Genomic DNA, 25,214 nt, shown 5'->3' on the forward strand with positions numbered 1-25,214 from the left:
ATCCTGTTTTCATAATACACGTCTCCCCCCTGAACCAGGGGAATCGCACTTCGTTTCTTGCTTGAAGTTTTATTAAAGTGGCAGGAAAATGCTAATAGTACGATTTTAAGGAAATACTCTGCAGCAGAGAATCCCCGGAAACCATGGCATAGCGAGTAAAGTAGCGAATTTGAGATATTGAGCGCCACTTTCACCTCTCACGGAAAAATGGTTAATTATTCACCCCGCAGTGCGCTTTGCCTGGGGCTATCTTCTTTAGCACCTTATCGAACCAAAACCATTATTTTATTCTTCCAATCTGAGAAAATCCTGCTGACATAAACCAAGGCTTCAGAACCTTCGCTATATTATTCTTGAATTTAGCCTCCACTATTGAGACGCCAATAGTGGAGGCTTTCCAGTAACCCAATTTACGTCAACAAAATTAATCCCCTGATTCCACTCAACTGCTTCACTCTCCACAAACCAAGTATTGTGAGGATCAACGTAAAACTTACGGCCATCTTCAAGCAGTACTTGCTCACTAATTCTTTTTAAGTCACGTTGTAACAATAGCTCATTGTTAACTTTAGTCGTAAAGCAGTAACCATCCGTTTTAGTTAGCTCCCTCTCTGCATACAAGACAAGATTGAAGTAGCGGAGCCCTTCTGGGGACTGGCAAAGCTCCAACTTATATTCATTAGCTTCGTCAATATCGTCAATTTTCCAAATCATTTTAAAGCCCCTATACATTATATACATCGGATCTAACCAGTCGTCGACACTTTCTCTTGATTCTAGAGGAAAAAAATGATGCATCATGCTATAGCGTCATTTTACTTAGGGTCTATCATTTAGTACTCGCCCAGCTATAATAGGCGATTAGAAACAATGTCCAACAGGCTGTTTTCAGTATTGATCTGAGGTTTTCATTTGTGCAATCAGCTCATCAAAAGGGCTCGATATGCCGTCAATGGTCTGCCATGGCTTAGTTTTTTACAGGAATTCATATCAAGAGACAATGCAACAGATGCTGCCCTCCGACCACAAAATTAGAATACGTAACGCTTATCGGTCTCTAGAAGGGCTATCTGTAGGTGATGCGCTTGGCCAATGCTTTTTTGTTGACGATGATACTGCACTAGCAGAAATAGCTGCACGCAAACCCCCTCCTCCTGTCTGGTACTTTACAGATGATACAATCATGGCGATCAGCGTAGTTGAGACCCTCTGTAAGTTTGGATACATAAACCAGGATTTTTTAGCGGAGCGATTCGTATATAGATATAAAGAGCAACCCGACCGAGGCTATGGCGGAACCGCTCATAAAATACTCAGGGATATCGATAATGGCCTTCACTGGTCAGTTTCTGCAGCAAATGCATTTAGTGGAATGGGCTCGAAGGGGAATGGCGCGGCAATGCGCGCGGGCCCAATTGGCGCTTACTTTTACGATGATTTTGATCGAGCGGCAAGAGAAGCCAAGGCATCGGCCGAGGTTACACATTCTCACGATGACGCCCAAGCGGGAGCAATTGCCGTCGCCATAGCAGCCGCATATTGCACTAGGCATTCATCGCCAGAAGCACTTAATTCTACTGACTTCTTGAAAACTATAATCAGCCACACCCCAGATGGCGAAACAAAGTCAAGAATTTGCAGAGGATTACAGCTATCACCAAACACTAGGCTTAGTTCTGTGGTTAAACAGTTAGGTAATGGTATCGAGCTATGCTCCTTTGATACGGTTCCCATTTCTCTTTGGTTTAGCGCGCACCATCTTAACTCCTACAGTGATGCAATCTGGGAAACTTTATCGGCTTTAGGAGACAGAGATACGACTTGCGCTATAACAGGCAGCATTGTTTCACTAAACCACTTAAATGAAATTCCTCATCAGTGGATCGAGAAGCGGGAGTCTCTATTACCGTTTATTAACATAGACCAATAGTTAAAGGCAGGTCTTTCCCCGAAGTAAAAAAATAGAAAATAGAATTATTTTTTCACATCAATTCTATTTATATATTCACGAACTCGAATAGACACCAAACCCAACACATTCTATCATGTATTAAATATCTATGGAGCGCTCTTAGCAATTATAAAACTAGCTCATAGCGCCAGCAAACTCAGCTTCTAAACTATTACTCCTAAGGTCTCCATAAAAGCCGTTTAAAGATACCTTTACTCCTCCGACGGCAACCTCTTCTCTATACAAAATCTCATTTCCAAAATCATTAAATGCTAACCTAGGAGTATGCTTACTACTGTATGGTTGGACATTTTTTCCAGATGAAATAAGCAGCAAATGGTCAACAAACAAACCATCCGTAATAAAATATCCAGAAACACCATGAAATATCTCAAACACTCTAAAAAGAAAAAGGACGCCAGACTCACCTCTTTCCTCCAGATAAAAACTTAGACTAGAAAAAAATCTATCTGACATTAGGAAAATAAAATATAGCTCACCACCGTACTCTACACTTCCTAGTTCAAACTCAAAGTTACTTGCTTGCCATGCAGATATCAATTGCCTTTCACCACTGATAAAAAAATCAACCATCTCTTCAAAGTCAAAATCGTCTTCCGTGATTGTTTCATCCGGCTCTCCAGCTAGAATATCACCACCTTTAACATATTCAGAGCAACTTCCACCGTATTCTATACCCAAATCATCCATATAACTTTTAAACAAAAAATAACTACTCTCGCGTCTCTCTGAAACTTTAAAAACAAACGTCATATTTGCACTCATTAATCAAATGCCTCAGGATAAAGCCATCAATTTCTTTGCAAGCAATCTAGAGTACTCCTTTAATAATTCAGTATCTGTGTCCAATATAGACTTAAATTTATTGTTTTTCCGCATATTAAACAATCAAATTTCTAGATTCAAAACCATCAATAGATATTCGCAGATTATTACTTACCAACACCCATCAAGAAAGTTAATATACACTATTATTTGGCACAGCTTGTGCCTGAGCGGTAAACCTTGGATCACTCTCAGTAGTGGAAATCTCTACACCACAGGCGCCACTAAAATCCATATAGAGCGAGCTTACACTCCCAACATTTAGACCAAGTATCTGATTGCCCGGTGACACTCTCCGCTCTGACAGACGCCATAAAATTAGAGTTTCCACCCCCTAATATAAAAAATATTTATTATAATTAAAAACAGAATTGACAAACATCGTTCTAAAGCATGTAAAACGCTTTCCAGTTTATAAATCGTACTCTTCAAAATTATTAGCGTAAGGAATAGTTATTCTAATATTTCTAGCATCACTAATTATCCATGGCTCCCCTTTATTCTTTATTCCTTCAAAAAGCGCCAAAAGGATTCGGTTCGTGCCAGGATGGTAACGGGTATACCTAACCTCATACACAGTGTGATGTAAAAAACGATCCGTTTCAAAGAGAGCTTTGTAGCTTGAGTAGCTGGTCTCCCATTCCTCGATAGCCTCATCCTCAGTAAAAACTTCTATTTCGAAGTAGTCAGTCACTGACCCACTATCATTTTTAATATTCGCACAAAAAATATTATCATTGACATACACCTCACTACCAGGGTATACAAAATACTTCTCAAACTCACCATAAGACAATGGTCTATCACATATAACAAACACACTTCTCATATCAGCCTCATTCTAGTCGCAATTTGACTTCACATCATTCATTTATAAAACCACCATATACTATAAATACCCATTAAATATAGAGAGCGCATTACAATAACACCAAAGGGAAAGGTTTAACGAAAAACACATCAATACATTTGATAATGAGATTTGTATTCATATCTAAACCATGCCAACAGCAGGCTAACCACTAATAAATCCAGATTAATTTCACCTTCACAGATGCCATTAACCTCTATTGGAGAAAACAGTTTCCATTTCTTACACTCAGCAACTATTGAAAACTGTCCATTTAACACGTCTATTTTTAGATGATTATTTAAAAAAGAAAAATTTCAGTTCTATAGTCTCGCTCAATTTTTTGCAACTCAGCGCCAGGAATTTAGTTATCAAACTATTAGCGTCGCTTTTATGTCTCTCTTTAAACCCCTCTTACTGTCATAGAAAAACCACAGCCATCACATGTAATTTGATACGAATTACCTTTTATGTAAAAAATATAATTTCCACCACATGTCAGGCATTTCTTTCCAGTCTTACCTTTTTCTCTATATTCTTCAAAGGCCGCATCTGCTTCATCGCACTCTTCGGTTGTGACTTTAGGAATATATCTCTTTGTCATAGAATTACATTTCCACTCCCATCGTTTCAGTCCCGCCATATTTATTGATAATAATCCGGCGCTGTTAATTATGTATCAATTTTTCCATTTCATAGACTTTTTTGTAAGTAAAGCCGGCTCCTCTTAAGCCTAACGCTGGATCGCTTGGATTGCGTAGTTTGCAGCTCTGGCTATATTCCCTTCATCCCATGAGACAGGTTCACGCTTAAAGCGTTCCAGGACCTCCAGAGCTCGGGCGCCCCTGATCACGCCTAATATGCAGAAAGAAAACTCACCCTCTGCAATAACACTGAATAAATCATCATCATTCAAGTCAAAGCAATAGTTAAGAAAGCTGATCAAGGGCTCGACGTAATTGGAGGAAGGCTTGGCATACATCGCCCGCAACAACACGCTAAGTCTGACAGGATCTAAGTTATTGGCTTGTTTGGCTAAGTAGCAAAATAAAAATTTTCTAATAAAATAGGCTACTTACGACCACCCGAACTGATCATATTTTGCACCGTGAAGTACGTCAATCATCTTAAGCCTGCCGAAATCAAAACACTAACTGATGGATTCCGTTACAGCCCGAATTCCCGCTTCCGTATTCGCTGTCACGCCATATTGCTCAGCAATAAGGGGTATAAAATCGATAAAATTGCCGACATTATCGACTTCCACCGCAACACCATTTCGATCTGGATTGAGCAGTGGGAAAGCATGGGAATATGTGGCCTCATTAGCGACGCCTCCCCGGGAAGGCCGCCCATTTACACGGAGCAGGAACAAGAAAGGGTTTGTAAGTGGATTGACGAGCAGCCCCAACAACTACGAGACGTCCAGATACGTCTGGAGAAAGAAACTGGAAAAAGCGCTAGTCTGGAGACCGTTAAACGGAACTTAAAAAAAATCAAAGTATAGCTTCAAGCGATTCCGCTTTTCGCTGCGCGCGCTTCGGGATGAAGACGCCTTCCGACAATTTCAGGGCTTTGTGAAAGATCTTCAATCCTGGGAGGATGCGGGCGAAATCGAGCTTTACTACTTTGATGAATCAGGCTTCAGTCAGCGTTCCAACTTACCTTATGGCTGGAGCCCTGTGGGGAAGCCGACGCAAATGAAATCCTATCCTCACAGTAAGAGACTGAACGTTCTGGGGTTTATGAGTCGCCGCCAGAAGCTGATATTCCATGCCATAGAGGAGCGGGTGGATTCCGCCAAAGTCGTAGCGCTTTTTAATAAGCTGGCGGAGAGTAAAGATCCGCTTAAGCCTGCCGTGGTGCTTCTGGACAACGCCTCCATGCATCGCTCTGCGGAGTTTCGCCGACATAGGTTGGATTGGGCGGATAAAGGCATCTGGCCGATCTATTTGCCGAAATATTCACCGGAGCTAAACCTGATAGAGATCTTGTGGCGAAAGGTGAAGTACAACTGGCTGCCGCTAGGTTCGCATGAGACGTTCGAGAGACTGAAGGAGTCAGTCACCGAGGTCCTGTCAAAGTTTGGGCAGGAGTATAAGATTAATTTTATTTAGATACTTAACTCCGCATTTATAAATGCATAGATCTTATCGCCAAAGCCAACGCACTTGAACTGCTCCACCAGCCCGGCGTTGTAGGGGTAGTCAGATATGGCTTCTTCGAATAGCAATAAAAACTGTGAGTAAGACATTTGCTCTGACAGTCCTCAAACACCACCAGAGCCACCAACAGGCCGGTCGGATAACAACTCCTGCATTAGTTTGATAGCCAGGTCCAGATTGGATTCCATCTCGGCGCCGTCCAAAGCATTTTCTTTCCATGATTCGGGGGCTTCCGGGTGCGGGCCGGATACCGCTACTTTGCCTTTCCCGTAGGAGCTTATGAGTGCGGCGATTTGTTGGTTTTCAAAGTAGGCGATGTTGCGAACTTGCTCCTTGCTTTGCGTCAGTTTGAATGCAGGGCCAGCCTGATAATACATCTGACGCTCTTCCCCAGACCAAGTAACAGGGTAGATTTTCGGAGCGAAGTCACTGTCGTAATTATCGGATTCCGCCGGAGCGATGCCTAACGCATCCACAAACCGATTTTCTTCAGCCCACCCCACTGACGCGACGTAGGCGCCGCCACAAATACCCAGGTAACGCCCGCCATTGTTCAGGTAAGCCTTTAATGAAGCGGAGAGATCCGGCGTAAAGGCGTCAACCAAGGGCTCAACGTCGTCTTCCGTACCGCCGATGATGAAAACTTTCGCCCCACTCAGCATGTCCGGCAGCGCTTTCAGGTCGGCGATATATCTCACTGTCAGGCCCGCCTGGACGGCGACGTCCGCGATGGCCTCAGAGCTTTCAGCATCTGATACAGGTCCGTTATATATCAACGCATATTCCGCTTCCCTGACGGGACTCGTCTGCATATCAGAGACCGACTCCACAGCCGACACATACGGCGTCGCGCCAACGATCAGAATGACGCCGCTTAGCGCCGTTAAGCTAAATTTATTCATACAAAAAGAAGCGCCAAAATAGCCGGAATCATCCGGCCGCTGATTTAAACATCTTGCTCGCCGCGTCTTAACAACCGGCGAGCTTCCCGTTCAGCATAATACTCACTGACAATGGTATGAGCTCTTTGATACAGGCTTGAATCCCCTTCGCCAAGCACTTCCAACAGGAGTTTTTTCTCCTGCATATAGACCTTGGCGAACCAGCGGTCATGCTGAATGATATTGGTTGAGTTGCTGATCAAGTCCGCCAGTTTGATGGTTTTCGCTCGTGGGGAGGCATTGGCTAGGTGTTGTCGGTCTATTTCCTTGCGCGCCTGACGATTGCCGTCTTGCGGCTGACTGACGTCAGTCAGCTCCTCCACCAGTTTCGCAACGGAGGGGCCAAAGAGTTCCAGAATCAGTGCTTGAGTGACCTGGGTGTCTTCAACGACATCATGCAGATAGGCCGCGGCGATCATTTCTTCGTCGTCGGTTACCGACGCAACCATTCCTGCCACTTCAGTAGGATGCACGATATAGGGTTCATCGGTGTAACGTCTCCGTTGGCCGATAGCGGCATGAGCGGCGCTGGCGAATAGTTTCGCCCTTTCGACAAGCATGGATAAAACCTCATTTCACAGGTGTACAGCCGAGTTATGATGCGACATCCACCGCCTTCCGCTCAATACCTGAACAAACTCAGCTTACCTGCCTATCTCTCTTTCTATTCCGGCGAGGGCCATATTGAGTTTACAACTCTTCAGCAAATCGCTCATCCAAGGGCATATCCTCGTTAATTTCTTCCAGCGCAGCCAAGGCTTCTTCAGGGTAGTCGATAACAATTTCTTCCATTTCCACTCCCCCTAAATAGAGAGCCGCGCTAAGCAAAAAGTTATCAGAGTTGTCCGAGTAGCCAACGGCCGACTTTATAACATTTATTAGCTTGGACAAATTTTCGGGTGAGAGCTTCTTAACATCCGCCTTTTTCCTTACTACCGTTTCAATTAAGTGGCAAAGAATGACAGAGTTGGCGTCGAAGTATGAAATGCCTGTGTAATCTTTAAAGCGCTCGCTTCGTACGTCTTCACGATGAAAGTAGCGCGACAACACATCAAGCGCCTGAGGTAATTGCGCCTCGCTCCAAGTATGCCAGGGCGTCAGCTTTACCTTGGGACCCTGTCGAATGAGACATAAAGCGACAGGAAGAGACTGGTGAATATCTCGCACAGTACACTGGAAGTCATAATAAAAATACGCCAGCCGCCGCTGCGGCTCACTTAATTTGTCCTGGGCCAAGTTAAAAGTCTTGTAGATCTCAGGATCATTGAGTATCTGTGGGTTATCGTCGAAGGCAGGGTCATACTTCATAGCCCCCTTAATCTGGCGATCAGACAAACAGAAAGACGCACTATTGCCGCTCCAGCGAATCTCTCCATAGCCTTGAAGCTTTCCTTGTACGTCCGCCATGGCTTTCTCATCCGGTCGTTCCGCAAAAAGAATATGTGCGTCAAAGTCACTGGATAAGTTACCAACGCCATGACCAAAAAATAAGAACGGATAGCTATCCATTGTGATTCCCTAATGAGGTATTTATGGACGGTCGATAAGTCTGAGGACTGTTTTTGGGCGCCAACTGAAACGCCTCGCTAACGCCAGAGTTTACGGCCAACTCTGTTAGACCGAGCAACTCATGGATAGTTCAATGTAAATATTGGTGACGGATTTCTTCGATGGCCCCTGCTTGCAAAAGATCCACCAGAGCCTGAGAAAATACATCTCTTTTATCGCGAAAGGGGGATTTTTTTGATATGGCGAAATACAAGTCAACGCTATTGCCAGGACGATACTCCGCTTTCTCGAATTGCCCTTTATAGGGTGACTGAGCGATCTCATAATCCGCCTGACAGTCAGTCCCGATAATTGCGGTTAAACGTAAACGCCCGAGCATTTCCACCAACTGCTTTTCTGTGCTGACACCGACTTTATTGATACCCGCATCATCATCGAAGGCATTAAAGTAAGCTGAGCCAGTGACCATTCCAACATCAGTCTGATAGAGGTCCTCATAGTTCCGAATACTCCCTCCCCGTCCCTTTCGGACGTAGAACACCGTTGAGCAGCTATAATAGGGCGGCTGCAAATAGTCCATATACAGAGCTCTCTCCGGCCTTAACGCCAATCCGCTCATTGCGTCAACGCTCCCATCCTCCATCATTTTCAAACAGCGCACCCACGGGCAGCGCACATAATCGATAGCAAGCTTCAACCTGTCAGCCAGACGGGCCCACAGATCAAAGTCGATCCCCCTGTAGCCTTCTTCGTCGTCTAGAATACGAAACGGCGGCCAGGCGTCAATGGCGACCCGAATCTCGATCCTGTCTTGTCCGGTTACCTCAGTTCCAACTGGGTTCGCAGCGAAAGCCGCGGAAATCAAAGCATTCCAAACAAGTAGCAATAATGCGCCATTACAACGCAATGAAGCGGACGTCATTCGACAACCTCCAGGCGTATATGACGAATGGAGACGACCATGCAGCAATCACAGCGTCAACGATCAGTTTTTTATGAACGCCTTAAGTATAGTTCAGCTGGCGTGCAGACCGGATCTTCTTGCCCGGTGATCAGAGGAAGCTCAAAGAAGAGCGTTGCATATCCTGACGTTATAAGTAGGATCAGGGCCTGAATGATCGCCGGAAATCACACTCTGGCCGATCTGCAGATAAAACATGGTGCACAACGACATGAAATATATATTATTTATACTTTTGCTAGCGCTGACAGGTTGCGAGATAGAAGCCGTAACAGAGCCCGAGCCGCTTACAGAAGGCCCCAACGGCAGCGTATGGGTAGGAGGAGCGGATGGCGGCGTTTTCGTTACCGTTAAAGAGGACAGCAATTCCAACGACCGCGTTTACACGGGAACAATTTACTACGAGCATGATTATTCTATCTGGTACTCAGGTCGTATGGAGCTAGTTGGGGAAATGGCCTTCGATCCCGCTGATAAAACGCAGTACAGCGTTTGGGACGGCGATATTCTTTACCTCAAAAATAACGCATACCTGAAGGCATTAGATGATATCCCCCAGGGCTGACGCAATTCGCCTGTCGTAGTTTAAACCTCTACAGAATGGAAGCGCCCCAGCAGTCTGACGACATTTACCGTCGTTCTTGCCACCCGAGTTAAGTTAGACAAGTTTTCTAATGCTTTGAGTAAATTGGGAGGTGTGAGGGAAGTTTTTTTCTCTTTCTAACACCCTAAGACCTCTCAATAAAGAAGGGACATATGTATGCCCACAGGCATACATAACTTTCAGCTCTCCCGCCTGCTGGCCCGGCGCCAGACTGCAAGCGGACAACGGCGGCAGCAAAGCAGGTATAATGTATCGTTTGAATTGAAGTACTACGGACAATTTCGTCGACCCCGATATGATTGATACGACAATGGCGACATCCTATCGGGAAACGGGTTAACGGCCGGTTAACAGCAGCGTGAATACCGCAGAAATGGCGGATGCGCCGCCAAAGCCGATCGGATTCATCGTTACAGCGACCGGTCAGGTTTTTTGTATACGCAGAAGGATTCAACATGTTATTAGAACTCGCTATCGGCGACGCTTACGGCGCTGGTTTCGAATACGCTTCCAACAAGATTGTGCGCGAGAACAACTTCGGCGAGCAGTACATCCAACACCAGCGACACACCACTATTCTGCCGGGCCAGTACACCGACGACGCTCAAATGGCGATCGCCGTGGCGGAGGCCCTGATCGCCGAACAGCACTGGAACGAGACTATTCTCGCCGGCTACTTTCTTAACGCTTTCAAGCGTGACCAGAGAGAGGGTTACGCCAAAGGCTTCTATGATTTTCTTTGTAGCGTAGAGACGGCGGAGGAGTTCCTGGAGCGCATCAAACCCGACAGCGAGAAAAGTGGAGCCGCTATGCGCGCCAGTCCCATCGGCGTCCTGGCGGATGAGAAGCAAGTCATCGAATACTGCGCACTACAGGCGAAGGTCACCCATAACACCCCGCTCGGCGTAAACGCCGCCCTCGCCGCCGCTTTGATGACGCACTATTTCATTTACGACCTCGGCCCGAAACAGGACCTTGGCGAATACATCGCCTCCAAAGTCCCCGGCGACTGGAATGTCCCCTGGAAAGGTAAAGTCGGCGCCTTGGGCGTGGATTCCACTCGCGCCGCCATCACGGCGGTCATAGCGGAAAACGACCTCAAGTCCATTCTACTTAAATGCATCGCTTACACCGGAGATACGGATACCGTCGCCACTATCGCCCTGGCTGCAGCCGTATGCTCGAAAGAAGTAGACAAAAACCTTGCACAATCGCTTTACGACAATTTGGAAAAAAGCGCATACGGCTATGATTACATCACAACGCTGGATAAAAAGCTCATGGCGCTAGTGAAGTAAAAGTTGTTTACGCCTGAGCAGCTCTTCACGCGCATGCCTGACGAGTAATTATGTGGCCTTCGCACAAGTTCATCGCCCCCTTTGGCTCTCTCAATTCCCATAGCTTGCAGATAAAGGGCCAAGCCAACGGCCCCTTACTCAGCTTCCGCCTTCAATTCTAAACTCCCTTCGCTCCTATTTACCCAATAGAGGCTAGTCTCTACGCCCTATTCTTCCTATTTGTTAAGTTTTGTAACATGAATTTTTTGTTAGTGTGCAATCAAGGTTTGGAAGAAGATGAGCAGAATGGATTTTGATGTTGAGGTAAAACTACTCAAAACATCTCCCGATACCATATTAACCCCTCTATGCATCCCTGATTTCCAGGAACTCAAGTCAAATACCACAAAAAACAAAGACTTTATTACCTTTGAAATACGAGTAAAGAATCAGTCTGTTGACAAGCTTTTTATTAATATCTCTGATGGTGATTTTCCAGTATTTCAAAGTGAACTCCTGCCGAACATGCGCCAGGTAGGCACTCACACTTGGGACTGGGATGGATATAACCAAGCAGGCATTCTTGATACAAAGACTCTCAAGAGCAGTCATCTACGCGTTACAGTCACGGCAAAAAAAGATTCAGCAACTAAACTCAGCACTATCCTCCTAAAAGGAGAGCCAGCTCAGGAAGACTGGGTAGACGTGAAAATTGACAGAAATATTAGACGGGCATATGTTGAGCTTCGGTTAAATTTAAAGGATGGTGGTGCAAGGGGGGTAGGTAAACCTCCGCCAGAAGAGATATTTCAGACTCAAAAGTATCGCAATCATCATATGCCTGATTATATGACCGCCAGACACATTAGACATATAGGGTTTAATGATTTAAAGCAGATGGTGTTTAACGCTGTAAAAAAGAGCTGGTCACGAGGAATTAACCTAACCACAAAAAACCAATGCAGCTACTTTGAAATACTGACAAAACCAATACAAAGTGAAAAAAGTGCAATGGATGACATTTATTTAGAGTACAATGCAAATGGTCCATTTATCAGATCACGCAACCCAGGAAAAGTAAGGAGTGTAATATCTTTTTTTGGGAACGCGCTTTCTGAAAAGATAGTTTACAACACAGGTTGGGTGCGTGTAAGTGGAATATGGCATTTTGCAGACAAAGATCTATCAGATAGTAAGTTCATGTATTCCGCCGCTCATGAAATCGGGCATGAAATATTAAGTTCCTATGGAACATCAATGTATTCATACAGCCATAAAGGTAGCTCAACCCTGCTTACTCAGAGCCCCAAACCTATTGACAAAGGCGGGCTTTTATACCCTGAAAATGCCGAAGTCGATTTAATGAAATACTACAATGAAGGCAATGCTGGTGATTTCACCCCCCAAACACGTGCAGGAGAAGCTGATGTGAAGTCATTACTATGGATATCAAGGGTGTCTTTTAAATGAAAAAGTTTATTATAACTGCTCCACTCATAGTTCTCAGCGGATGCTGTTTTGATGGCCAATTTCAGCACGACAGCTTTGTTCCCGCAGACTTAGTCGTAAAAAATAAGACTGATCACAAAGTTAACATAAGACTTCTATATAACTTCGACACCGAAGTAGCAGGCTTTTCCATACCTGGGCAATCCTTACGTCCAGATGAAGAAATGGATACCATCAATATCACCAGGCGAGGTTATGAGGCTATTTCGGATCAGTACTTTTTCATTAGCGGGTCTTGTGGCGAGTTCGACAATGATGAGGCGCCAGGGGATCGCTTTAGAGTCGAAGCATCGTCTAAGAAAGCGCATGTATTGATAACAATAGATAATTGCGAGTCATTCAAGTAGATATGAGCATAAAAAGAATAGCCCTACCGATAATATTCATTACACTTCTTTCAGGATGCTGCAATTACCAACGGCCAAATATTGATATTCCGCTTTCTGAAACGATTGAAATAAGCAACCCATCAGCCATGCCGCTGACCATTCTGGAAATTCGAAGTACGCCGGATAGCCCTTACAGATTCAAGTTCCCTCGGGTATCAGTGGAGGCTGGCGGTCGCATTAGTTACCAGATTACAGAAGCGTCCTACTTAGGATTTAGTCAGGGGGAGTTTACTGTAAGGGCTCAATGTGGCGAGTCTGAAACGGTGTTCGGAAAAGAGCGGTTTAAAACAGACGCCAAGGCGTTGAATGAGCGCCAGCCCATCTCGGTTACGCTGCTAAACTGCCCAAACGGCTAATTGCAGTTCGAAAAATCACAACGACAGCGCCTTCCGCACCGCCGCCAATAATGTCTCCGGCAGTTCTTTATTTTTGGAGAGGATGGCGTCGAATTGGGTTTCTTCCGCTTTGAGGCCCTGGCGACTGGTGATGAGTATAGCGGGGATATTGTGGTTGCGGGTTTGCGATGCGCGTAGAGCGGCGACGACGGCAAGGCTGTTAAGTTCTTTGAGTTCGCCGCCGGCGATAATGAAATCGAAATGTTCCCGCAGCAGACGGCCCAGTGCGCTTAAGCCGTTCTGCTCCCACACCAGACGCACCGGAAGCGGCTCCAACGCCTGCTGGTAGTAACTGGCCAGCGTTTGCGAAGACTCCGCCAGCAAGCCGGACTTGCGTTTTTCCAGCACCCGGTGATTCAACCGCTCCAGCTCAGTTTCTATGTCCGACTGCTGCATCAGCTCGCTGCGGTGAACGACGCTGACCCGTCGCAGAAGATCAAGATAAGACAGTGCATTGTTGGCGGAGCTGGCGTCCAGGGCGGCGTTGGCGCCCAGCTCGGCAAGAAAGCTCTCCAATTGGTGACAAATAGTGGTCACCACATTGAGGCCATGCGTCCCCCCTGCCCCTTTGACATTATGGATGCCGCGATACAATTCATTGAATACTTCCTTGTTCGCGCCATCTCTTTCAAGAGTCAGAATCAACTCTTCAAGCTTGTTGCAACGCTCATCCAGCTCTTGCAGGAAACGTTCCCGCATATTCGCCAGAATAGCTGCGAAGGTTTCGGTATCCATTGCCATCCAAACCGTTGCTTTAAATAGCGTTCGCCAGCGCTAATTTTAACTTAATGCTATTAATCCTAGCACTTTCAGCGCAGGGCAATTGTAAAGTTTGCGATATCAGAATAGAGCGCCGAACAATGTCTTTATGTTCGCTCAGGAGGAACGCTGCACATCAGCGTTTGCAACGCCCCTCTCCAACTACTGGCGATACCTGAAGCCCCCGACCGATCAAACCGTTCCAAGCCTTCTTTTAGCGCGATAAGACCCGCATGATTCAGTACATCCATTTGAGGGGCGGCTTCTTCCAGTAGCCCCCAAAGCGCCAGGAAACTCTTTGGCGAGCTGATTGAACCCATCAACTCGTGTTGTTCAGTTGCAACTTCCAAGTCCGCGTTGGCCAATCCGGCACGCAATATCCGTTCGGCGTTGATTCGAGCCACTACCGACTCACGTCCCCTGGTCTCATGCTTGATAAAAAAGATCGTCCGGCACAGTTTTTCATCTTCAGGGTGCATAAGAACCTGCTTCATCTTTCAGGGCGTCTATACAAAAGTGGAAACCGGAAATTTTAATAGCGCCTGACGGGGATTACATCTATTCTTAATAAGTTCATTCCCGGACGGATAGGACGCCGCCATGTCGACAGAGGATTTGCAGAGAGCGTTTCAGCTTTCTGCTGAGTTGTTGCAAAACCAGTCTTATCATGATTTAACGCAGAACCTGATCAGTCTCATACGCAGCATAGAAGGCGTTGACGAAGTGTCCGCTTACGAAGTATTCAGCGCTGCGCCCATCGCCGCTACAGACCAGACAAATCAAAGAGACACTCTGGTTCGACGTTTTCCCCTTGTCACCAACGACGACTTTGATAATCAAAACGCTGACGTATTGAAGAAACTGATCGCCGAGTGTCAGGGCGGCGTGGGGTATTGGATTAGTAGCGCCGCGCCGATTATTTACTACGACGTCGCCAGCGCTTTGGAACCCAGACGAATAATCCTGATTAAAGGCGCAGTCAGCACCTACGATTTTGAGGTGATCAGAGGCTTGTTCGGCATCTACAGCAATCAGGTTGCGTTGCTCGACGCGAGGGAAAGAGATCCTCTCACTCGTTTGTTAAATCGGAATACGATGGATAGAGCGCTGGAGCAGGTTGTCGACTTTTACCATTTGAAACAACCGGAGGAGGAAGCCCAGTCGTCCTGGCTCGCCTTACTGGATATCGATCACATAGCCCCTTCCAATGGCGCCGATGGTGATGAAACGCTGTTGCATGTGTCCGCCCTGTTGAAAAGAGGCTTCCGCTCGTCCGACTTGTTATTCCGCTTTGATGGGGAGGAGTTTGTCGTCATCGTGAATCAGACTGACAAAGAGGGCGTAGAGACTTCCCTGGAGCGTTTCCGTAAAAACGTCGCCTTGCACCCCTTCCCCGCCGGCAAAATCAACGTCAGCATCGGCTTTACCCGGGTGAACCCGGAATATTCGGCGCCGCGGCTGATTGAGAGAGCGGACCAAGCGCTATACTTGGCGAAGTCTGACGCAAACAGCGCCATCGTATATGACGACGCGCTACGCCATAAACAAAGTCCGATGGACGATGTGGAGTGTTATTGAGAAGCGCTTTCTGCGGCTTTCGATTTTTCCTCTTGTGAGCCAGTAACCCCACCAAAGACATTAGCGATAGAACAGGAAAGGCGTACTCGCCCAGTAAATAAAAAAACCACACCAATGCGGATATCAGGATACAGAGCATCAGGAACAACATATTTTTTAACATGATTTAATAAGTTCACTCATCTTCGCCCGTTAAATCATCAATCCTGATTTCAATGTGTCCGTCCGGCATTTCCGTCGTAAAGTTCTCCAGAAACTCTGTGTATTCCTCTGAGTTCCGCAGCAATGAGCGCCCAGCCTGAACCAATGTATCTATCTCACGGTTACTGAGTTCCAGGGAGGTCGGCAGGCTATTGAAGAATTCTTTCAGCGACGGCGATGAGAAAGACTGGAAATTCACTTCTATAAAGTAATAGGGAATCCGTCCGAAACGTTGAAAGCCTCTGACAATACGGTCGTCCTGGTCCTGCAGAATCGCCCGTGACTCCACATTGTATCGCTGAATTTGCGCATTGGTGACAGCGTCGATGGTATCTGTGATGGAAGGTTTGTTAGGACTTTCGTCAATGCCTCGTTTCGGCCGGACCTCGGCGTTCACCAGAATCACCGCCACTCGCTTTACTTTCTTGGTTTGATCCTGCGCGGCGTTTTCCAGCTCAGCCAATTGCAAGCCGTCTATCACCCCTCGCAAACCCAGGTTATCCGAGATGCCGCCATCCACCAGATGAATATAAGGGTGCTGCTTGCTGTCGTTATAGGACAACAAGCCACTGACCAGTTCACGTTGGCGAATATCCAGAGGCTTGGATTCATTCAACATGCGGAACATGGCGGATTCACTCAGGTCGCAGTCGCCGCCGTGGTTTTTTAACACGATAGAGGGAAACGCCACCGGCACCGCTGAAGAAGCGGTTACCGCCCGCGCGATATTGAACTTATCCAGGTCCGAGCACAGCAGATCAAAGGTGTCCTGATCAAAAGAGAAACGGTGCCCCTGACTCAAATCCGTGGCGTTGATATTGATAAAAGGGCGACGACTCAGGGGAATATCGCCAAAAGTCTTGCCCTTGAAAATGTAGTTGTCATAGTACTCCACCGCCATTTCCGTACGGTCGAATCGCGTGAACAGCGAACGCCACCAGTAGCCTGGGCTAAGCAACTGCCACAGCAATGCGCCCTGAACGCTCTGACGCAGAAACACTTTTTCATAGTCTGTAAATAATTTGTCGCCAAACAGGCCGTAATAAGCCGCAGTGAAACTGCCTCCGGATACAGCGGAGATGTAGTCTACCTCATCCAGCAACCGGGTTTTGACGCCCTCGATTTCAATGCGGGTATCCTTCAGCTCCTCCATGACGCCATAAGACAGAGCGGAAGCCCGCGTGCCGCCGCCGGAAAACGCCAGAATCAACAGGGTTTCCCCCAGGTCGTTGTCGCGCTGGTAAGTGCGGAAGCGGTAAGCGTGGTCGCTGCTGTAGGATTTAATCGGTTCGTTTTGCGGTTTGAACTGGCTCGCACACCCGCTGCACAAGGCTGCGAGGAGAATCAACACACTGCTGGATCTGACTAACGAATACATGTCTCTGATTTAAACGTGTTTAATACCAGGGAGCCGCCGTATAACGACCGTTTTTCGCCACGCCTCGGACTACCTCAGCGCGTAGGTTTCAATGAGAAAAGCCTTAACCGTCTCTTTACCCAACGCGCACTATAACCTATTCCACATGGAAATCAGATGAATGAGGCAATCGCATGGGCGGCCATGTCCACATACAGTTCCTTTTGTCCCACCGGCGCCGCATAGGCGATGACGTCTCTAGCCGCCTCTTCGCCCATACTGCGCCAGATCACCCACATGGCCAGATAAGTGGCGGACAGGCAGCCTCCCGCGGTGGCGACATTACCCTTGGCGTGAAACGGGCCCTCCACCACTTGCGCACCCAGACTTTGCAAAACCGGGCCCGTGGTCGCGTCCGTGCATACCGGCGTGTTGTTCAACAATCCCAGACTATGTAAAAACAACGCGCCGGAACATTGTGAGCCGATCAGCTGATATTCCGGGTCAAGATGAAACGCCGACATAATGCTGTCATTTTTCACATGCTCGCGGGTTTGTACGCCGCTGCCGAATAACACCGCATCCGCTTCGCTGGCGAACATCAGCGGTCGTTGCGCAGTGATCTTGACGCCATTCATCGACAAGGCGTGCATGGAGGGACAGGCCAGCTCCGCCCGCCAGCCCGGTTGTTTCACCCGATTGAGCAGGGTAAGCGCCATAAAGGAATCCATTTCATTGAATCCGTCGCATGTGACTATGGCTATCTTCATATCGTCCCGCTATTCATACTCTGTTCGTCGATGATTGCATTCGCACGACAACAGGCGCGCCCTCAGCTCGACGACAACGGACGCGCCAGCACCAATGTCCAATAATTGCTTGCAGGCGCTTTATCGCTGTAATCGCACGCCATTCCCATATCAGTATATTCCAGCGCCATGATATTGCCGCAATGACCCGGACTGCCCAACCAACCAACAATGACCTCTTCCACCAGATAGGGGCCAAAGGAAATATTCTCCGCCACCCGCGACCACACATAGCCGTTGCGCGTCGCCCGCTCTCCCGCTGGCCAGCCGTCGCCGCCAATGTGGTCGAAGAAGTGGTTCTCCGCCATATCCCGACAATGCTCCTGAGCCGCCCGCGCCAGACTTTCGCTCCAGCACAGCGGCGGCGCAGTCGGACAAAACGCCTCGCCGCAATAACGGCTTTGCGCTCTGGCGTCGTTGATCAATTGCAGCCAGCGCTGCGCAAGTTGGCTCATACCCGGCCTTTGACGAACCCTTCTCTTGGGGGGCGTAGAACACGCGTGTCGCCGGCTGATGCCAAGCGCGCATTGCGTCACTAGCATACCCAGAACGACTTCACAAAGCCCGACTAATTTTTAACGCCGGAGAACGCCACGATGCAGACCGATTTCATCGCCCATCACCATCCTCTCACCGATGTCGAGCGGCTGAATGACAGCAAAATTCGCCTCCGCGTAAAAACTGCGTCCGATGTCGACATCAATGGCGCCTGGATTCGCTACGAACTGGACAATGAAGAGTATTTAACCGCCCTGGAGCCAACAGAGAGCTCTCCGGGCGCGCAATACTGGCAGGTCGAAATTCCCACTAACCCTGGCGCTGCAACCACCTATTATCTGTTCAAATTTATCTGCGCAGAGCGGCAGTTTTGTCTTGACGCTGGCGGCCTGCATCCTCGTATTCGTTCGCGCTCCTTTCACTTCAAACATGTACAGGCTCTACAGACGCCACAATGGGTATGGGATCAGGTGTTCTACCAGATCTTTCCAGACCGGTTTCGCATCGGCGACGATGTTTCCGCACCGATTAACCAAGAACTTAATGAACATAAAGAGCAGACGCCCCTCAGCGACTGGAACGCCACCCCAGATCCGTCCAAGGGATCGTCAGAGTTCTTCGGCGGCGATTTGAACGGCGTAGTTGACGCCTTACCGTATTTGCATGATGAGCTGGGCGTCAGCGCGATTTATCTCAACCCGATTTTCGCCTCTCACAGCAACCATCGCTATGACACGGATGATTACAGCCAAGTGGAGCCGCGCCTTGGCGGAGAGTCCGCGCTGCTGCGGCTGCGTAAAGAAACCCAGGCGCGGGGTGTGCGGCTGATACTGGACGCCGTCGTCAACCACACGTCCGTCCATCATCCCTGGTTTCAACAGGCGCAGGCGGGCGATGAGCATTACCGCGCGTTCTATAACTTTGACTCCGAAGGTCGCTACGCCGCCTGGAAAGGCTTCGAAAGCCTGCCCAAGCTGAATTACGCCAATCCCGAAGTGGCGGCCAGCATGTACTCGGGCGACAACGCCATTCTTCGCCATTGGCTGCGTCCTCCCTACGCCATCGACGGCTGGCGTCTGGACGCCGTGCATATGCTGGGCGACGGTCCCAGCGCCCACAATAACGCAACGCATATGCGCGCCATGCGCGAGTGCGTCAAACAGGAAGCGCCGCAGGCTTATCTGCTGGGCGAGCATTTCTTTGAAGCGACAGAGTGGTTGCAAGGCGATCAGGAAGACGGCGCGATGAACTACTACGGTTTCGCCCACCCTCTGCGCGCCTGGCTGGCCGGCCTGGATATCTCTGGACAACCGGGGGACATTGACGGACACGAGTTCGCCGCCTGGCTGGCGGAGGCGCGCGCGGCGGTTCCCTGCTCCATCCAATTGAGCCAGCTTAACTTGCTGGACACCCATGACACGCCCCGCTTCCTCACCCTGCTGCAAGGGGATCGCGACCTGTACAAGTTGGCGTTGGGCCTGCTGTTCACATACAGCGGCGCGCCTTGTCTGTATTACGGCGATGAAATCGGCCTGCCCGGCGGCGGCGACCCAGACTGTCGTCGCCCCTTCCCCTGGGATCGGGAGCGTTGGGATATGGACATTCTGAACTGGTGTAAAACCCTGATCGCCCTGCGTAAAAGCACGCCGGCTCTGTGTCGGGGAGGACACATTGATCTATGGGCGGATACGGCCAGCTATTGCTTCGCCAGAACCGCTCAGGAAGGCGCAGTCATCATCGCCGCCAATCGGGGCGACGCCTCTACAGCGCTTCTGGATACGCGGTTGCTGGGCGCGCCTGGAAGCCGTTGGCGGGAGTTGTTCAGCGGGGATATTTTCATCACGGAGGAACGTACGCTGACGCTTCCTCTGCCTTCTAAATCCGTGCGCATCCTGCTGCCGGAGTAAACACAATTGTTTGGGCCTGTTGTCCAGGCCCGACGAGATGATCAAGGCAGGCTATCAGCCGCGATCAGGCCATCCCAGCAGTCGTACAGATACAAAGCCAGATAAATCGGCGATAACGCCCAGATCAATGGATCGTCCCAGAACGGATAAGTGGTTCCCACTGCGGCGATCGCGATGGCCATCAATTCGGTCACGCCAAGATACAGCAACGCCTTGGTCAAGTGCGCCAACCAGCGTTGTAGCGGTTTCTCCAACACGGACTTCTGATAGGTAGTCTCGAATATCCCCACAATCGCCGACGCCATCAATAACCCGATGACCGCCAGAATGGCGGACTGATTGCCCGCCTCCATATGCTGCATGCTATCCAGGGTAAACAGAATCATCGCCGGCGCAAAGACCAGTAATAACGCCGCATTTTTCAACGCCAACTCAGTAAGGAATTTTTTCTTGTTCAGCATGACTCATCGCGCATTTGGGGGACGGGTATCCAGAGAAATTAACGGAAAAGTATAGAGCAGCTTTCTTTTTGAAACTCAGGAGAAATGCGCGAAGCTACAATCGGATACTCAGAATCGCACCTAAACAAGACCCGGCGAAGCCGGATCTTGTCTTTTCAGTGGCTCACTTTCAGTCATGAGCTTTCAATCGGATTTTTTAATTACCAGCCGCCGCGGGTGGCGTTGACCAAGTCAGAGTTGAATACCGTATTGCTTCCGGACTGCCACTCAATTCCCGCACCAGCGTTGTTTTCGTCCCGTTTCAGGCATTTCCACTCGACCTGCGTTCCTGCGGGGACGGAAATGACGCCGCTCCATACCGGATAGGCGGATGGGTCGAGCTTGACTGCGCCTGCGGGGCTCCAGCCGCCCAGTTCAGGGAGACTGCCTATGGCGTAAACGCTTTGTCCCCATTGGGTTTGGCCGTTATCGCAGGTAAAAGAGACATCCACCCTTTGTGACTGACACTGCGGACAATCCGCCACTCTGGCCTCCACATGAATCGCCATAGCCTCGCGGCCAGCGAGATTGACGGCAACATAGCCCGCGCTGTCCACGAAAACCGTGGGTCCAGTGCAGACGCCTGTGACGTAATCGCCATGCAGAATGTCGCAGTATTCTCCCGCCGGCAAACCTGTATTCAGCGAGGCGCTCCACGCCCCTGTGTCATTGTTCAGCGCCACAAAGCCGAGTCCGCCGCGTCCAAAGGCCAGCCGATTGTCCCCGTCGCGGGACACATTGGAAATATAAGCCTTGGCGGCGGTGGCCTGACGGAATTTCGCCATATTGCCAATCCCGCCCCAGCGATGTTCACACACCCAGTCCACGCCGCAGGCGCCGCGGGTATGCGGACCGGAATTAGGCGGCCCCTGATCGTGATCATTGAAGTAATAACTGGACATCACTCTGGGATAGCCGTAGGGATAAGCGAGCATAAAAATATGGGCGAGATAGTACATGCCCTGAGGATCATTCCAGTTCAGCGCCCATTCCGGGTGCTGGCGCTGATCGTCATGATTAGCGACGAACACCATGGCGTCGTTGCTGGCCACGCGGCCGCCCCATTGAGAGAAATCAACCAGAGTCGCCATGCGGCCATTACGAAAATGCCAGGCCAGATCACGCTCCATTTGAAATTCGGTGACATCGGCGATATGGGTGTACATCTCTGGTTGCACCGCTTCTCCTGACGCCCTGATCACTTCCTGAAAGATATAGGGTGAGTCCTGAACGCGACTGACGATATTTTCTAGGTCCGCAGGCGGCATATGCTTGGCGGCGTCGATACGAAAGCCTTTCACCCCCAGGCTGATCAGGTCGTTCATATAATCCGCAATTTTGCCGCGCACGTAATCGCTCTCGGTCTTTAAGTCTTTCAAACCCACCAGATCGCAATTCCAGACCTGATTGGCGTCGCCGTAGTTAATGCCGCCGCAGTTCCAGTTATGGAAGTCATTGACGCCATAGGGAACCTCAGGAAAGTCGAACCCGGTGGACGCCATATGATTGATCACCAGGTCCGCATACACATCCACGCCCGCCGCGGCGCACCGTTGCGTCATATTCCGAAATCGCTCCCGGTCGCCGCTACGACTGTTCAGCGCATAGCTGACGGGCTGATAGCGGGTCCACCATTGCGCTCCCTCAATATGAGCCTGCGGCGGCGACACCTGCACCGCCGTAAATCCTTTCGGCCCCAGATACTGTTCACACTCCTGCGCCACGTCCTCCCAGCTCCACTCGAACAAATGCACCATCACCGAGGCGTGACGATTCACCTCGCCATAGCTGTTTCCGGCGGCGCACAGCGCTCCCGCACAGACTGAAGCAAAAATAAGTCGCTTCACGCCCTCGCCCAGCCTGTTATCGCCATTCTTGTTATTCACGTTATCCATGACCATGTCAGCTCTCCCGCAAGCTTATTATTGTTAACTCCTTTCGTGGATGGCCCGTCAAGGTTAAGCACCCGCGCACATCCACGGAGTAACATTAGTCGCGACGACGTGAACGGACATCCATCCAAGTGGAGTTTAGAGGGGGAATTTGAGGGGGAGATTGGGGAGTCACGAACCATGGCTCCCGGGGAGATGTGCGGAATTATCAGTCCAGAATGGTGGTGTATTGCACTAGCACGCTTAACACAACTACGCCCCAAATAGCGATACCAATAAGGATGAACAGAATATTCCAGGGACTAAAACGGCTGTTGCTTTTCCCTTCGGAATCTTGATTCGCACGGTTTGCATGTGTTTGCGCCTCATACAGCGTGTAAAGAGAGATGGTAGAGGTGGCAAGCAGCACAATATCCCAAACACCAAAAACATCGCTCGTCAGTTTACGGCTGATGATTGTCCCCCCGATCGTCATCAACACATATAAGGTCGCCACAATTTCGTGTGAGCCCCAACTTCCCAGACCCTGCTCCTGATGGCTATTGGCAATGCGTTTAAAAAGAGAGTGCGTGAACCAGATACTGAATATAGAGCGCCATACCGGCGCGACTTTAAGACCTTCATGAACCTGCAGCGCTTTCCAGTGTTTGTAAAACCAGTAGAGGTGATAAAAACCCAGCGTAGCGATATATAAAACAATCAGCTTGGTAATTGAGGTGGTGAAGAAGGGAGTTGAAGATTCGCTGTGCGTATCCAGCTCGGCCTGCGGCGTTTGATACGGGTTTTCCATGGGACTGCCTCTGAATATCTGAGAATAAAAATTGCGCGGGCTAAGCACGACGGATCAGATTCCGCGCAATTCTATTCATCTATTCCAGCTTGTCCAGCTTTACTCGGGACGCCAGCCTTTTAGCTCTTCCAGGCGTTTAGCTGGACACAGGGACCTTCAAAGGTAACTGAGGCGACATCCAGCGTGGTGGGGTTGTCATTGATCAACAGACGGCTGCTGTTGGCGATGACTTTCCATTCCGCGGAGGTCAGCGTCCAGTTCTCTTTACCTGAGTCAATCTGCCCCAGATACACCAAGCTATGGTCATCCATCTTCTCCGCCCACAAATGCAGCGGGCCTGAAGGTTTGTCCTGGAAGCGTTTGGACCACTGGGTCACCAACTGAGAGGTTCCCGGCTCCTCGCCTTTATAGGCGGAGATCACCAACGCCACCTGACCGTTGCGACTCATTGGAGCCATGTAATCAGCCCCTCGCCCCGGCGCGCCGCCCATGACGTTCCAAAGCAACGCCACAGCGAACACCACTGACGCCGCCGTTCCCGCCATCGCGGAGAAACGCCACATGGCGAGATTTTCCCAGAAACTGGCTAACCAACTGGTTTTGGCGACCTGCGCCTGCGCCCTGGCCGTTTGTGGTTTCGCGGCTGGCGCTGTCGCGGCGTCTATCTTCGCCCACAGATCCGCAGGCGGTTGTTGCGCCGGCAGACTCTCCTGCATTGGCGTCATCAAGTCTGACCAGTAGGCCACCGCCGTATCCATTTCACGATAGTCGCGCATCAGGGTTTCCATGCGTCGACGAACTCGGGCGCTCATCGCCCCCGCCACATATTGACTCGCCAGATGGTCGCAAACTGTGGCGTTTTTATATCTCATGCTTCGAGACATTGTTTTAACTCCTGCAGTCCGCGTCTGATCCAGGCTTTGATCGTCCCTAACGGGCGCTCTAGCCGAGTTTCCAGTTCGCCGTGGCTGTATCCGTGGATATAAGACAATAAAATCGCTTTACGAGGCTCTTCATTCAGTTTTTCAAGGCATTGTCGCATGCCTTCCTGGTCCGCCAGTCCGCATCCGTCGCCCGCCAGATCCGCCATCAACGGCTCCACATCATCCATGAGATCTTCACGTTTGCGCTGTCGGCTCTTCAGTTTGTCCAGCGCGGCGTTACGGGTCAGCACGCAGAGCCAGCCCCAGGCGGACCCTGCTCCTGAATACTGGGACGCTTGCCGCCAAAGCTTCATATACACTTCCTGCAACAGGTCAGCGGCCTCGCCTTCATCCTGCAGGATACGCATGGCGACGCCCATCAGCCTAGCGCCGGTTAAATCATACAGACGCTTCAGCGCGGCTCGGTCCTGGTCTACGATGCGGCGCAACAGCGGCGCCAGCTCCACAGACCATTCTGTGTCGGTTGCGGTCTTCAAAGACGGCTCCTGAATTGAATTCACCTGATCGATTCCCCCGAAGGTTCCCAGGCATTATATCCAGGTAGCCGCCGCATACCAGTCGGACTTGGCGTTTGCAGCGGTT

General features: G+C 49.5%; 30 protein-coding genes. 10 read left to right on the plus strand and 20 right to left on the minus strand.

Going from position 1 to position 25,214, the window contains the following annotated elements; translation table 11 throughout:
- Nucleotides 1-369: 369 nt before the first annotated feature.
- The gene (locus AC2IBB_RS20110) at nucleotides 370-714 is read right to left on the minus strand and encodes a hypothetical protein (RefSeq protein WP_486328541.1); all 345 of its coding nucleotides are present in this window, start codon (nucleotides 712-714) and stop codon (nucleotides 370-372) included.
- Between the two features lie 286 nt (nucleotides 715-1,000).
- Here AC2IBB_RS20110 and AC2IBB_RS20115 point away from each other — a divergent pair, with 286 nt between their 5' ends.
- Nucleotides 1,001-1,930, plus strand: a complete 930-nt coding sequence (locus AC2IBB_RS20115; RefSeq protein WP_486328542.1) for an ADP-ribosylglycohydrolase family protein — start codon at nucleotides 1,001-1,003, stop codon at nucleotides 1,928-1,930.
- 156 nt (nucleotides 1,931-2,086) lie between these two features.
- On the opposite strand, the gene AC2IBB_RS20120 is transcribed toward AC2IBB_RS20115, so the two are convergent.
- The 3 genes from AC2IBB_RS20120 to AC2IBB_RS20130 all read right to left on the minus strand — a co-directional run bounded on the left by AC2IBB_RS20120 (nucleotide 2,087) and on the right by AC2IBB_RS20130 (nucleotide 4,251).
- Entirely contained in the window at nucleotides 2,087-2,737 is a 651-nt protein-coding gene (locus AC2IBB_RS20120) for a hypothetical protein (protein ID WP_486328543.1), read from the minus strand.
- A 472-nt stretch (nucleotides 2,738-3,209) separates the two neighbouring features.
- Nucleotides 3,210-3,626, minus strand: coding sequence for a hypothetical protein (locus AC2IBB_RS20125; protein WP_486328544.1), 417 nt, complete (start codon nucleotides 3,624-3,626; stop codon nucleotides 3,210-3,212).
- 424 nt (nucleotides 3,627-4,050) lie between these two features.
- The gene (locus tag AC2IBB_RS20130) at nucleotides 4,051-4,251 is read right to left on the minus strand and encodes a hypothetical protein (protein ID WP_486328545.1); all 201 of its coding nucleotides are present in this window, start codon (nucleotides 4,249-4,251) and stop codon (nucleotides 4,051-4,053) included.
- 504 nt (nucleotides 4,252-4,755) lie between these two features.
- Between AC2IBB_RS20130 and AC2IBB_RS20135 the strand changes: the two genes are divergently transcribed.
- Both AC2IBB_RS20135 and AC2IBB_RS20140 read left to right on the plus strand, forming a co-directional pair.
- The gene (locus AC2IBB_RS20135) at nucleotides 4,756-5,154 is read left to right on the plus strand and encodes a helix-turn-helix domain-containing protein (protein WP_486328546.1); all 399 of its coding nucleotides are present in this window, start codon (nucleotides 4,756-4,758) and stop codon (nucleotides 5,152-5,154) included.
- Between the two features lie 22 nt (nucleotides 5,155-5,176).
- On the plus strand, nucleotides 5,177-5,764 hold the full coding sequence (locus AC2IBB_RS20140; RefSeq protein WP_486333981.1) for an IS630 family transposase: 588 nt from the start codon (nucleotides 5,177-5,179) through the stop codon (nucleotides 5,762-5,764).
- Here AC2IBB_RS20140 and AC2IBB_RS20145 read toward each other — a convergent pair.
- The 5 genes from AC2IBB_RS20145 to AC2IBB_RS20165 form a co-directional block, all read right to left on the minus strand.
- A complete protein-coding gene (locus tag AC2IBB_RS20145; RefSeq protein WP_486328547.1) occupies nucleotides 5,761-5,901 on the minus strand; it encodes a hypothetical protein in 141 nt (46 codons plus the stop codon). The genes AC2IBB_RS20140 and AC2IBB_RS20145 overlap by 4 nt on opposite strands.
- A gap of 15 nt (nucleotides 5,902-5,916) precedes the next feature.
- Nucleotides 5,917-6,714 (minus strand): BPL-N domain-containing protein, encoded by a 798-nt coding sequence (locus AC2IBB_RS20150; protein WP_486328548.1) that lies wholly within the window; start codon nucleotides 6,712-6,714, stop codon nucleotides 5,917-5,919.
- A 44-nt stretch (nucleotides 6,715-6,758) separates the two neighbouring features.
- The gene (locus AC2IBB_RS20155; RefSeq protein ID WP_486328549.1) at nucleotides 6,759-7,313 is read right to left on the minus strand and encodes an HD domain-containing protein; all 555 of its coding nucleotides are present in this window, start codon (nucleotides 7,311-7,313) and stop codon (nucleotides 6,759-6,761) included.
- A 130-nt stretch (nucleotides 7,314-7,443) separates the two neighbouring features.
- Nucleotides 7,444-8,262 carry a hypothetical protein gene (locus AC2IBB_RS20160; RefSeq protein WP_486328550.1) on the minus strand — a complete coding sequence of 273 codons (819 nt, stop codon included), beginning with the start codon at nucleotides 8,260-8,262 and terminating at the stop codon, nucleotides 7,444-7,446.
- 130 nt (nucleotides 8,263-8,392) lie between these two features.
- A complete protein-coding gene (locus AC2IBB_RS20165; RefSeq protein ID WP_486328551.1) occupies nucleotides 8,393-9,184 on the minus strand; it encodes a substrate-binding periplasmic protein in 792 nt (263 codons plus the stop codon).
- A gap of 235 nt (nucleotides 9,185-9,419) precedes the next feature.
- On the opposite strand from AC2IBB_RS20165, the gene AC2IBB_RS20170 reads away from it, so the two are divergent.
- The 5 genes from AC2IBB_RS20170 to AC2IBB_RS20190 all read left to right on the plus strand — a co-directional run bounded on the left by AC2IBB_RS20170 (nucleotide 9,420) and on the right by AC2IBB_RS20190 (nucleotide 13,358).
- The gene (locus AC2IBB_RS20170) at nucleotides 9,420-9,788 is read left to right on the plus strand and encodes a hypothetical protein (RefSeq protein WP_486328552.1); all 369 of its coding nucleotides are present in this window, start codon (nucleotides 9,420-9,422) and stop codon (nucleotides 9,786-9,788) included.
- Nucleotides 9,789-10,282: 494 nt separating this feature from the next.
- Complete coding sequence (locus AC2IBB_RS20175) at nucleotides 10,283-11,125, plus strand: ADP-ribosylglycohydrolase family protein (protein WP_486328553.1); 843 nt, start codon at nucleotides 10,283-10,285, stop codon at nucleotides 11,123-11,125.
- A gap of 285 nt (nucleotides 11,126-11,410) precedes the next feature.
- The gene (locus AC2IBB_RS20180; RefSeq protein ID WP_486328554.1) at nucleotides 11,411-12,574 is read left to right on the plus strand and encodes a hypothetical protein; all 1,164 of its coding nucleotides are present in this window, start codon (nucleotides 11,411-11,413) and stop codon (nucleotides 12,572-12,574) included.
- Nucleotides 12,571-12,960 carry a hypothetical protein gene (locus AC2IBB_RS20185; RefSeq protein ID WP_486328555.1) on the plus strand — a complete coding sequence of 130 codons (390 nt, stop codon included), beginning with the start codon at nucleotides 12,571-12,573 and terminating at the stop codon, nucleotides 12,958-12,960. Before AC2IBB_RS20180 ends, AC2IBB_RS20185 begins: the two co-directional genes overlap by 4 nt.
- A gap of 2 nt (nucleotides 12,961-12,962) precedes the next feature.
- Nucleotides 12,963-13,358: a hypothetical protein gene (locus tag AC2IBB_RS20190; RefSeq protein WP_486328556.1), complete on the plus strand. Its 396-nt coding sequence runs from the start codon at nucleotides 12,963-12,965 to the stop codon at nucleotides 13,356-13,358.
- A 15-nt stretch (nucleotides 13,359-13,373) separates the two neighbouring features.
- Here AC2IBB_RS20190 and AC2IBB_RS20195 read toward each other — a convergent pair whose 3' ends face one another.
- Nucleotides 13,374-14,132: an Hpt domain-containing protein gene (locus tag AC2IBB_RS20195; protein ID WP_486328557.1), complete on the minus strand. Its 759-nt coding sequence runs from the start codon at nucleotides 14,130-14,132 to the stop codon at nucleotides 13,374-13,376.
- Nucleotides 14,133-14,263: 131 nt separating this feature from the next.
- Complete coding sequence (locus AC2IBB_RS20200) at nucleotides 14,264-14,635, minus strand: hypothetical protein (RefSeq protein ID WP_486328558.1); 372 nt, start codon at nucleotides 14,633-14,635, stop codon at nucleotides 14,264-14,266.
- 121 nt (nucleotides 14,636-14,756) lie between these two features.
- On the opposite strand from AC2IBB_RS20200, the gene AC2IBB_RS20205 reads away from it, so the two are divergent.
- Nucleotides 14,757-15,734 carry a GGDEF domain-containing protein gene (locus AC2IBB_RS20205; protein ID WP_486328559.1) on the plus strand — a complete coding sequence of 326 codons (978 nt, stop codon included), beginning with the start codon at nucleotides 14,757-14,759 and terminating at the stop codon, nucleotides 15,732-15,734.
- On the opposite strand, the gene AC2IBB_RS20210 is transcribed toward AC2IBB_RS20205, so the two are convergent.
- The 4 genes from AC2IBB_RS20210 to AC2IBB_RS20225 form a co-directional block, all read right to left on the minus strand.
- A complete protein-coding gene (locus AC2IBB_RS20210) occupies nucleotides 15,728-15,913 on the minus strand; it encodes a hypothetical protein (protein WP_486328560.1) in 186 nt (61 codons plus the stop codon). The two genes, AC2IBB_RS20205 and AC2IBB_RS20210, sit on opposite strands and share 7 nt — an antisense overlap.
- Nucleotides 15,910-17,286: a patatin-like phospholipase family protein gene (locus tag AC2IBB_RS20215; RefSeq protein WP_486328561.1), complete on the minus strand. Its 1,377-nt coding sequence runs from the start codon at nucleotides 17,284-17,286 to the stop codon at nucleotides 15,910-15,912. The genes AC2IBB_RS20210 and AC2IBB_RS20215 overlap by 4 nt, the downstream gene beginning before the upstream one ends.
- A gap of 179 nt (nucleotides 17,287-17,465) precedes the next feature.
- Nucleotides 17,466-18,062 (minus strand): DJ-1/PfpI family protein, encoded by a 597-nt coding sequence (locus AC2IBB_RS20220; protein WP_486328562.1) that lies wholly within the window; start codon nucleotides 18,060-18,062, stop codon nucleotides 17,466-17,468.
- Between the two features lie 62 nt (nucleotides 18,063-18,124).
- Nucleotides 18,125-18,556 (minus strand): CAP domain-containing protein, encoded by a 432-nt coding sequence (locus AC2IBB_RS20225; RefSeq protein WP_486328563.1) that lies wholly within the window; start codon nucleotides 18,554-18,556, stop codon nucleotides 18,125-18,127.
- Between the two features lie 141 nt (nucleotides 18,557-18,697).
- On the opposite strand from AC2IBB_RS20225, the gene malZ reads away from it, so the two are divergent.
- Nucleotides 18,698-20,506: a maltodextrin glucosidase gene (malZ, locus tag AC2IBB_RS20230; protein ID WP_486328564.1), complete on the plus strand. Its 1,809-nt coding sequence runs from the start codon at nucleotides 18,698-18,700 to the stop codon at nucleotides 20,504-20,506.
- 41 nt (nucleotides 20,507-20,547) lie between these two features.
- On the opposite strand, the gene AC2IBB_RS20235 is transcribed toward malZ, so the two are convergent.
- The 5 genes from AC2IBB_RS20235 to AC2IBB_RS20255 all read right to left on the minus strand — a co-directional run bounded on the left by AC2IBB_RS20235 (nucleotide 20,548) and on the right by AC2IBB_RS20255 (nucleotide 25,108).
- On the minus strand, nucleotides 20,548-20,967 hold the full coding sequence (locus AC2IBB_RS20235; protein ID WP_486328565.1) for a hypothetical protein: 420 nt from the start codon (nucleotides 20,965-20,967) through the stop codon (nucleotides 20,548-20,550).
- Nucleotides 20,968-21,167: 200 nt separating this feature from the next.
- Nucleotides 21,168-22,907, minus strand: a complete 1,740-nt coding sequence (locus AC2IBB_RS20240) for a carbohydrate-binding module family 20 domain-containing protein (RefSeq protein ID WP_486328566.1) — start codon at nucleotides 22,905-22,907, stop codon at nucleotides 21,168-21,170.
- A gap of 199 nt (nucleotides 22,908-23,106) precedes the next feature.
- On the minus strand, nucleotides 23,107-23,688 hold the full coding sequence (locus AC2IBB_RS20245; RefSeq protein WP_486328567.1) for a hypothetical protein: 582 nt from the start codon (nucleotides 23,686-23,688) through the stop codon (nucleotides 23,107-23,109).
- A gap of 119 nt (nucleotides 23,689-23,807) precedes the next feature.
- Complete coding sequence (locus tag AC2IBB_RS20250) at nucleotides 23,808-24,572, minus strand: hypothetical protein (protein ID WP_486328568.1); 765 nt, start codon at nucleotides 24,570-24,572, stop codon at nucleotides 23,808-23,810.
- Complete coding sequence (locus AC2IBB_RS20255; protein WP_486328569.1) at nucleotides 24,557-25,108, minus strand: RNA polymerase sigma factor; 552 nt, start codon at nucleotides 25,106-25,108, stop codon at nucleotides 24,557-24,559. Before AC2IBB_RS20255 ends, AC2IBB_RS20250 begins: the two co-directional genes overlap by 16 nt.
- Between the last annotated feature and the right edge of the window lie 106 nt (nucleotides 25,109-25,214).

The organism is Hahella sp. NS-SX17, from assembly GCF_057367735.1.

Excerpts from the sequence above, each read along its gene's own strand:
- AC2IBB_RS20170 (WP_486328552.1), top strand. The coding sequence starts at position 9,420 with ATGGTGCACAACGACATGAAATATATATTATTTATACTTTTGCTAGCG.
- AC2IBB_RS20180 (WP_486328554.1), top strand. The coding sequence starts at position 11,411 with ATGGATTTTGATGTTGAGGTAAAACTACTCAAAACATCTCCCGATACC.
- AC2IBB_RS20245 (WP_486328567.1), bottom strand. The coding sequence starts at position 23,688 with ATGGAAAACCCGTATCAAACGCCGCAGGCCGAGCTGGATACGCACAGC.
- AC2IBB_RS20150 (WP_486328548.1), bottom strand. The coding sequence starts at position 6,714 with ATGAATAAATTTAGCTTAACGGCGCTAAGCGGCGTCATTCTGATCGTT.
- AC2IBB_RS20125 (WP_486328544.1), bottom strand. The coding sequence starts at position 3,626 with ATGAGAAGTGTGTTTGTTATATGTGATAGACCATTGTCTTATGGTGAG.
- AC2IBB_RS20115 (WP_486328542.1), top strand. The coding sequence starts at position 1,001 with ATGCAACAGATGCTGCCCTCCGACCACAAAATTAGAATACGTAACGCT.
- AC2IBB_RS20200 (WP_486328558.1), bottom strand. The coding sequence starts at position 14,635 with ATGCACCCTGAAGATGAAAAACTGTGCCGGACGATCTTTTTTATCAAG.
- AC2IBB_RS20205 (WP_486328559.1), top strand. The coding sequence starts at position 14,757 with ATGTCGACAGAGGATTTGCAGAGAGCGTTTCAGCTTTCTGCTGAGTTG.
- AC2IBB_RS20110 (WP_486328541.1), bottom strand. The coding sequence starts at position 714 with ATGATTTGGAAAATTGACGATATTGACGAAGCTAATGAATATAAGTTG.
- AC2IBB_RS20225 (WP_486328563.1), bottom strand. The coding sequence starts at position 18,556 with ATGAGCCAACTTGCGCAGCGCTGGCTGCAATTGATCAACGACGCCAGA.
- AC2IBB_RS20220 (WP_486328562.1), bottom strand. The coding sequence starts at position 18,062 with ATGAAGATAGCCATAGTCACATGCGACGGATTCAATGAAATGGATTCC.
- AC2IBB_RS20120 (WP_486328543.1), bottom strand. The coding sequence starts at position 2,737 with ATGAGTGCAAATATGACGTTTGTTTTTAAAGTTTCAGAGAGACGCGAG.
- AC2IBB_RS20175 (WP_486328553.1), top strand. The coding sequence starts at position 10,283 with ATGTTATTAGAACTCGCTATCGGCGACGCTTACGGCGCTGGTTTCGAA.
- AC2IBB_RS20145 (WP_486328547.1), bottom strand. The coding sequence starts at position 5,901 with ATGTCTTACTCACAGTTTTTATTGCTATTCGAAGAAGCCATATCTGAC.
- AC2IBB_RS20190 (WP_486328556.1), top strand. The coding sequence starts at position 12,963 with ATGAGCATAAAAAGAATAGCCCTACCGATAATATTCATTACACTTCTT.
- AC2IBB_RS20130 (WP_486328545.1), bottom strand. The coding sequence starts at position 4,251 with ATGACAAAGAGATATATTCCTAAAGTCACAACCGAAGAGTGCGATGAA.
- AC2IBB_RS20185 (WP_486328555.1), top strand. The coding sequence starts at position 12,571 with ATGAAAAAGTTTATTATAACTGCTCCACTCATAGTTCTCAGCGGATGC.
- AC2IBB_RS20235 (WP_486328565.1), bottom strand. The coding sequence starts at position 20,967 with ATGCTGAACAAGAAAAAATTCCTTACTGAGTTGGCGTTGAAAAATGCG.
- AC2IBB_RS20155 (WP_486328549.1), bottom strand. The coding sequence starts at position 7,313 with ATGCTTGTCGAAAGGGCGAAACTATTCGCCAGCGCCGCTCATGCCGCT.
- AC2IBB_RS20195 (WP_486328557.1), bottom strand. The coding sequence starts at position 14,132 with ATGGATACCGAAACCTTCGCAGCTATTCTGGCGAATATGCGGGAACGT.
- AC2IBB_RS20250 (WP_486328568.1), bottom strand. The coding sequence starts at position 24,572 with ATGTCTCGAAGCATGAGATATAAAAACGCCACAGTTTGCGACCATCTG.
- AC2IBB_RS20240 (WP_486328566.1), bottom strand. The coding sequence starts at position 22,907 with ATGGTCATGGATAACGTGAATAACAAGAATGGCGATAACAGGCTGGGC.
- AC2IBB_RS20160 (WP_486328550.1), bottom strand. The coding sequence starts at position 8,262 with ATGGATAGCTATCCGTTCTTATTTTTTGGTCATGGCGTTGGTAACTTA.
- AC2IBB_RS20165 (WP_486328551.1), bottom strand. The coding sequence starts at position 9,184 with ATGACGTCCGCTTCATTGCGTTGTAATGGCGCATTATTGCTACTTGTT.
- malZ (WP_486328564.1), top strand. The coding sequence starts at position 18,698 with ATGCAGACCGATTTCATCGCCCATCACCATCCTCTCACCGATGTCGAG.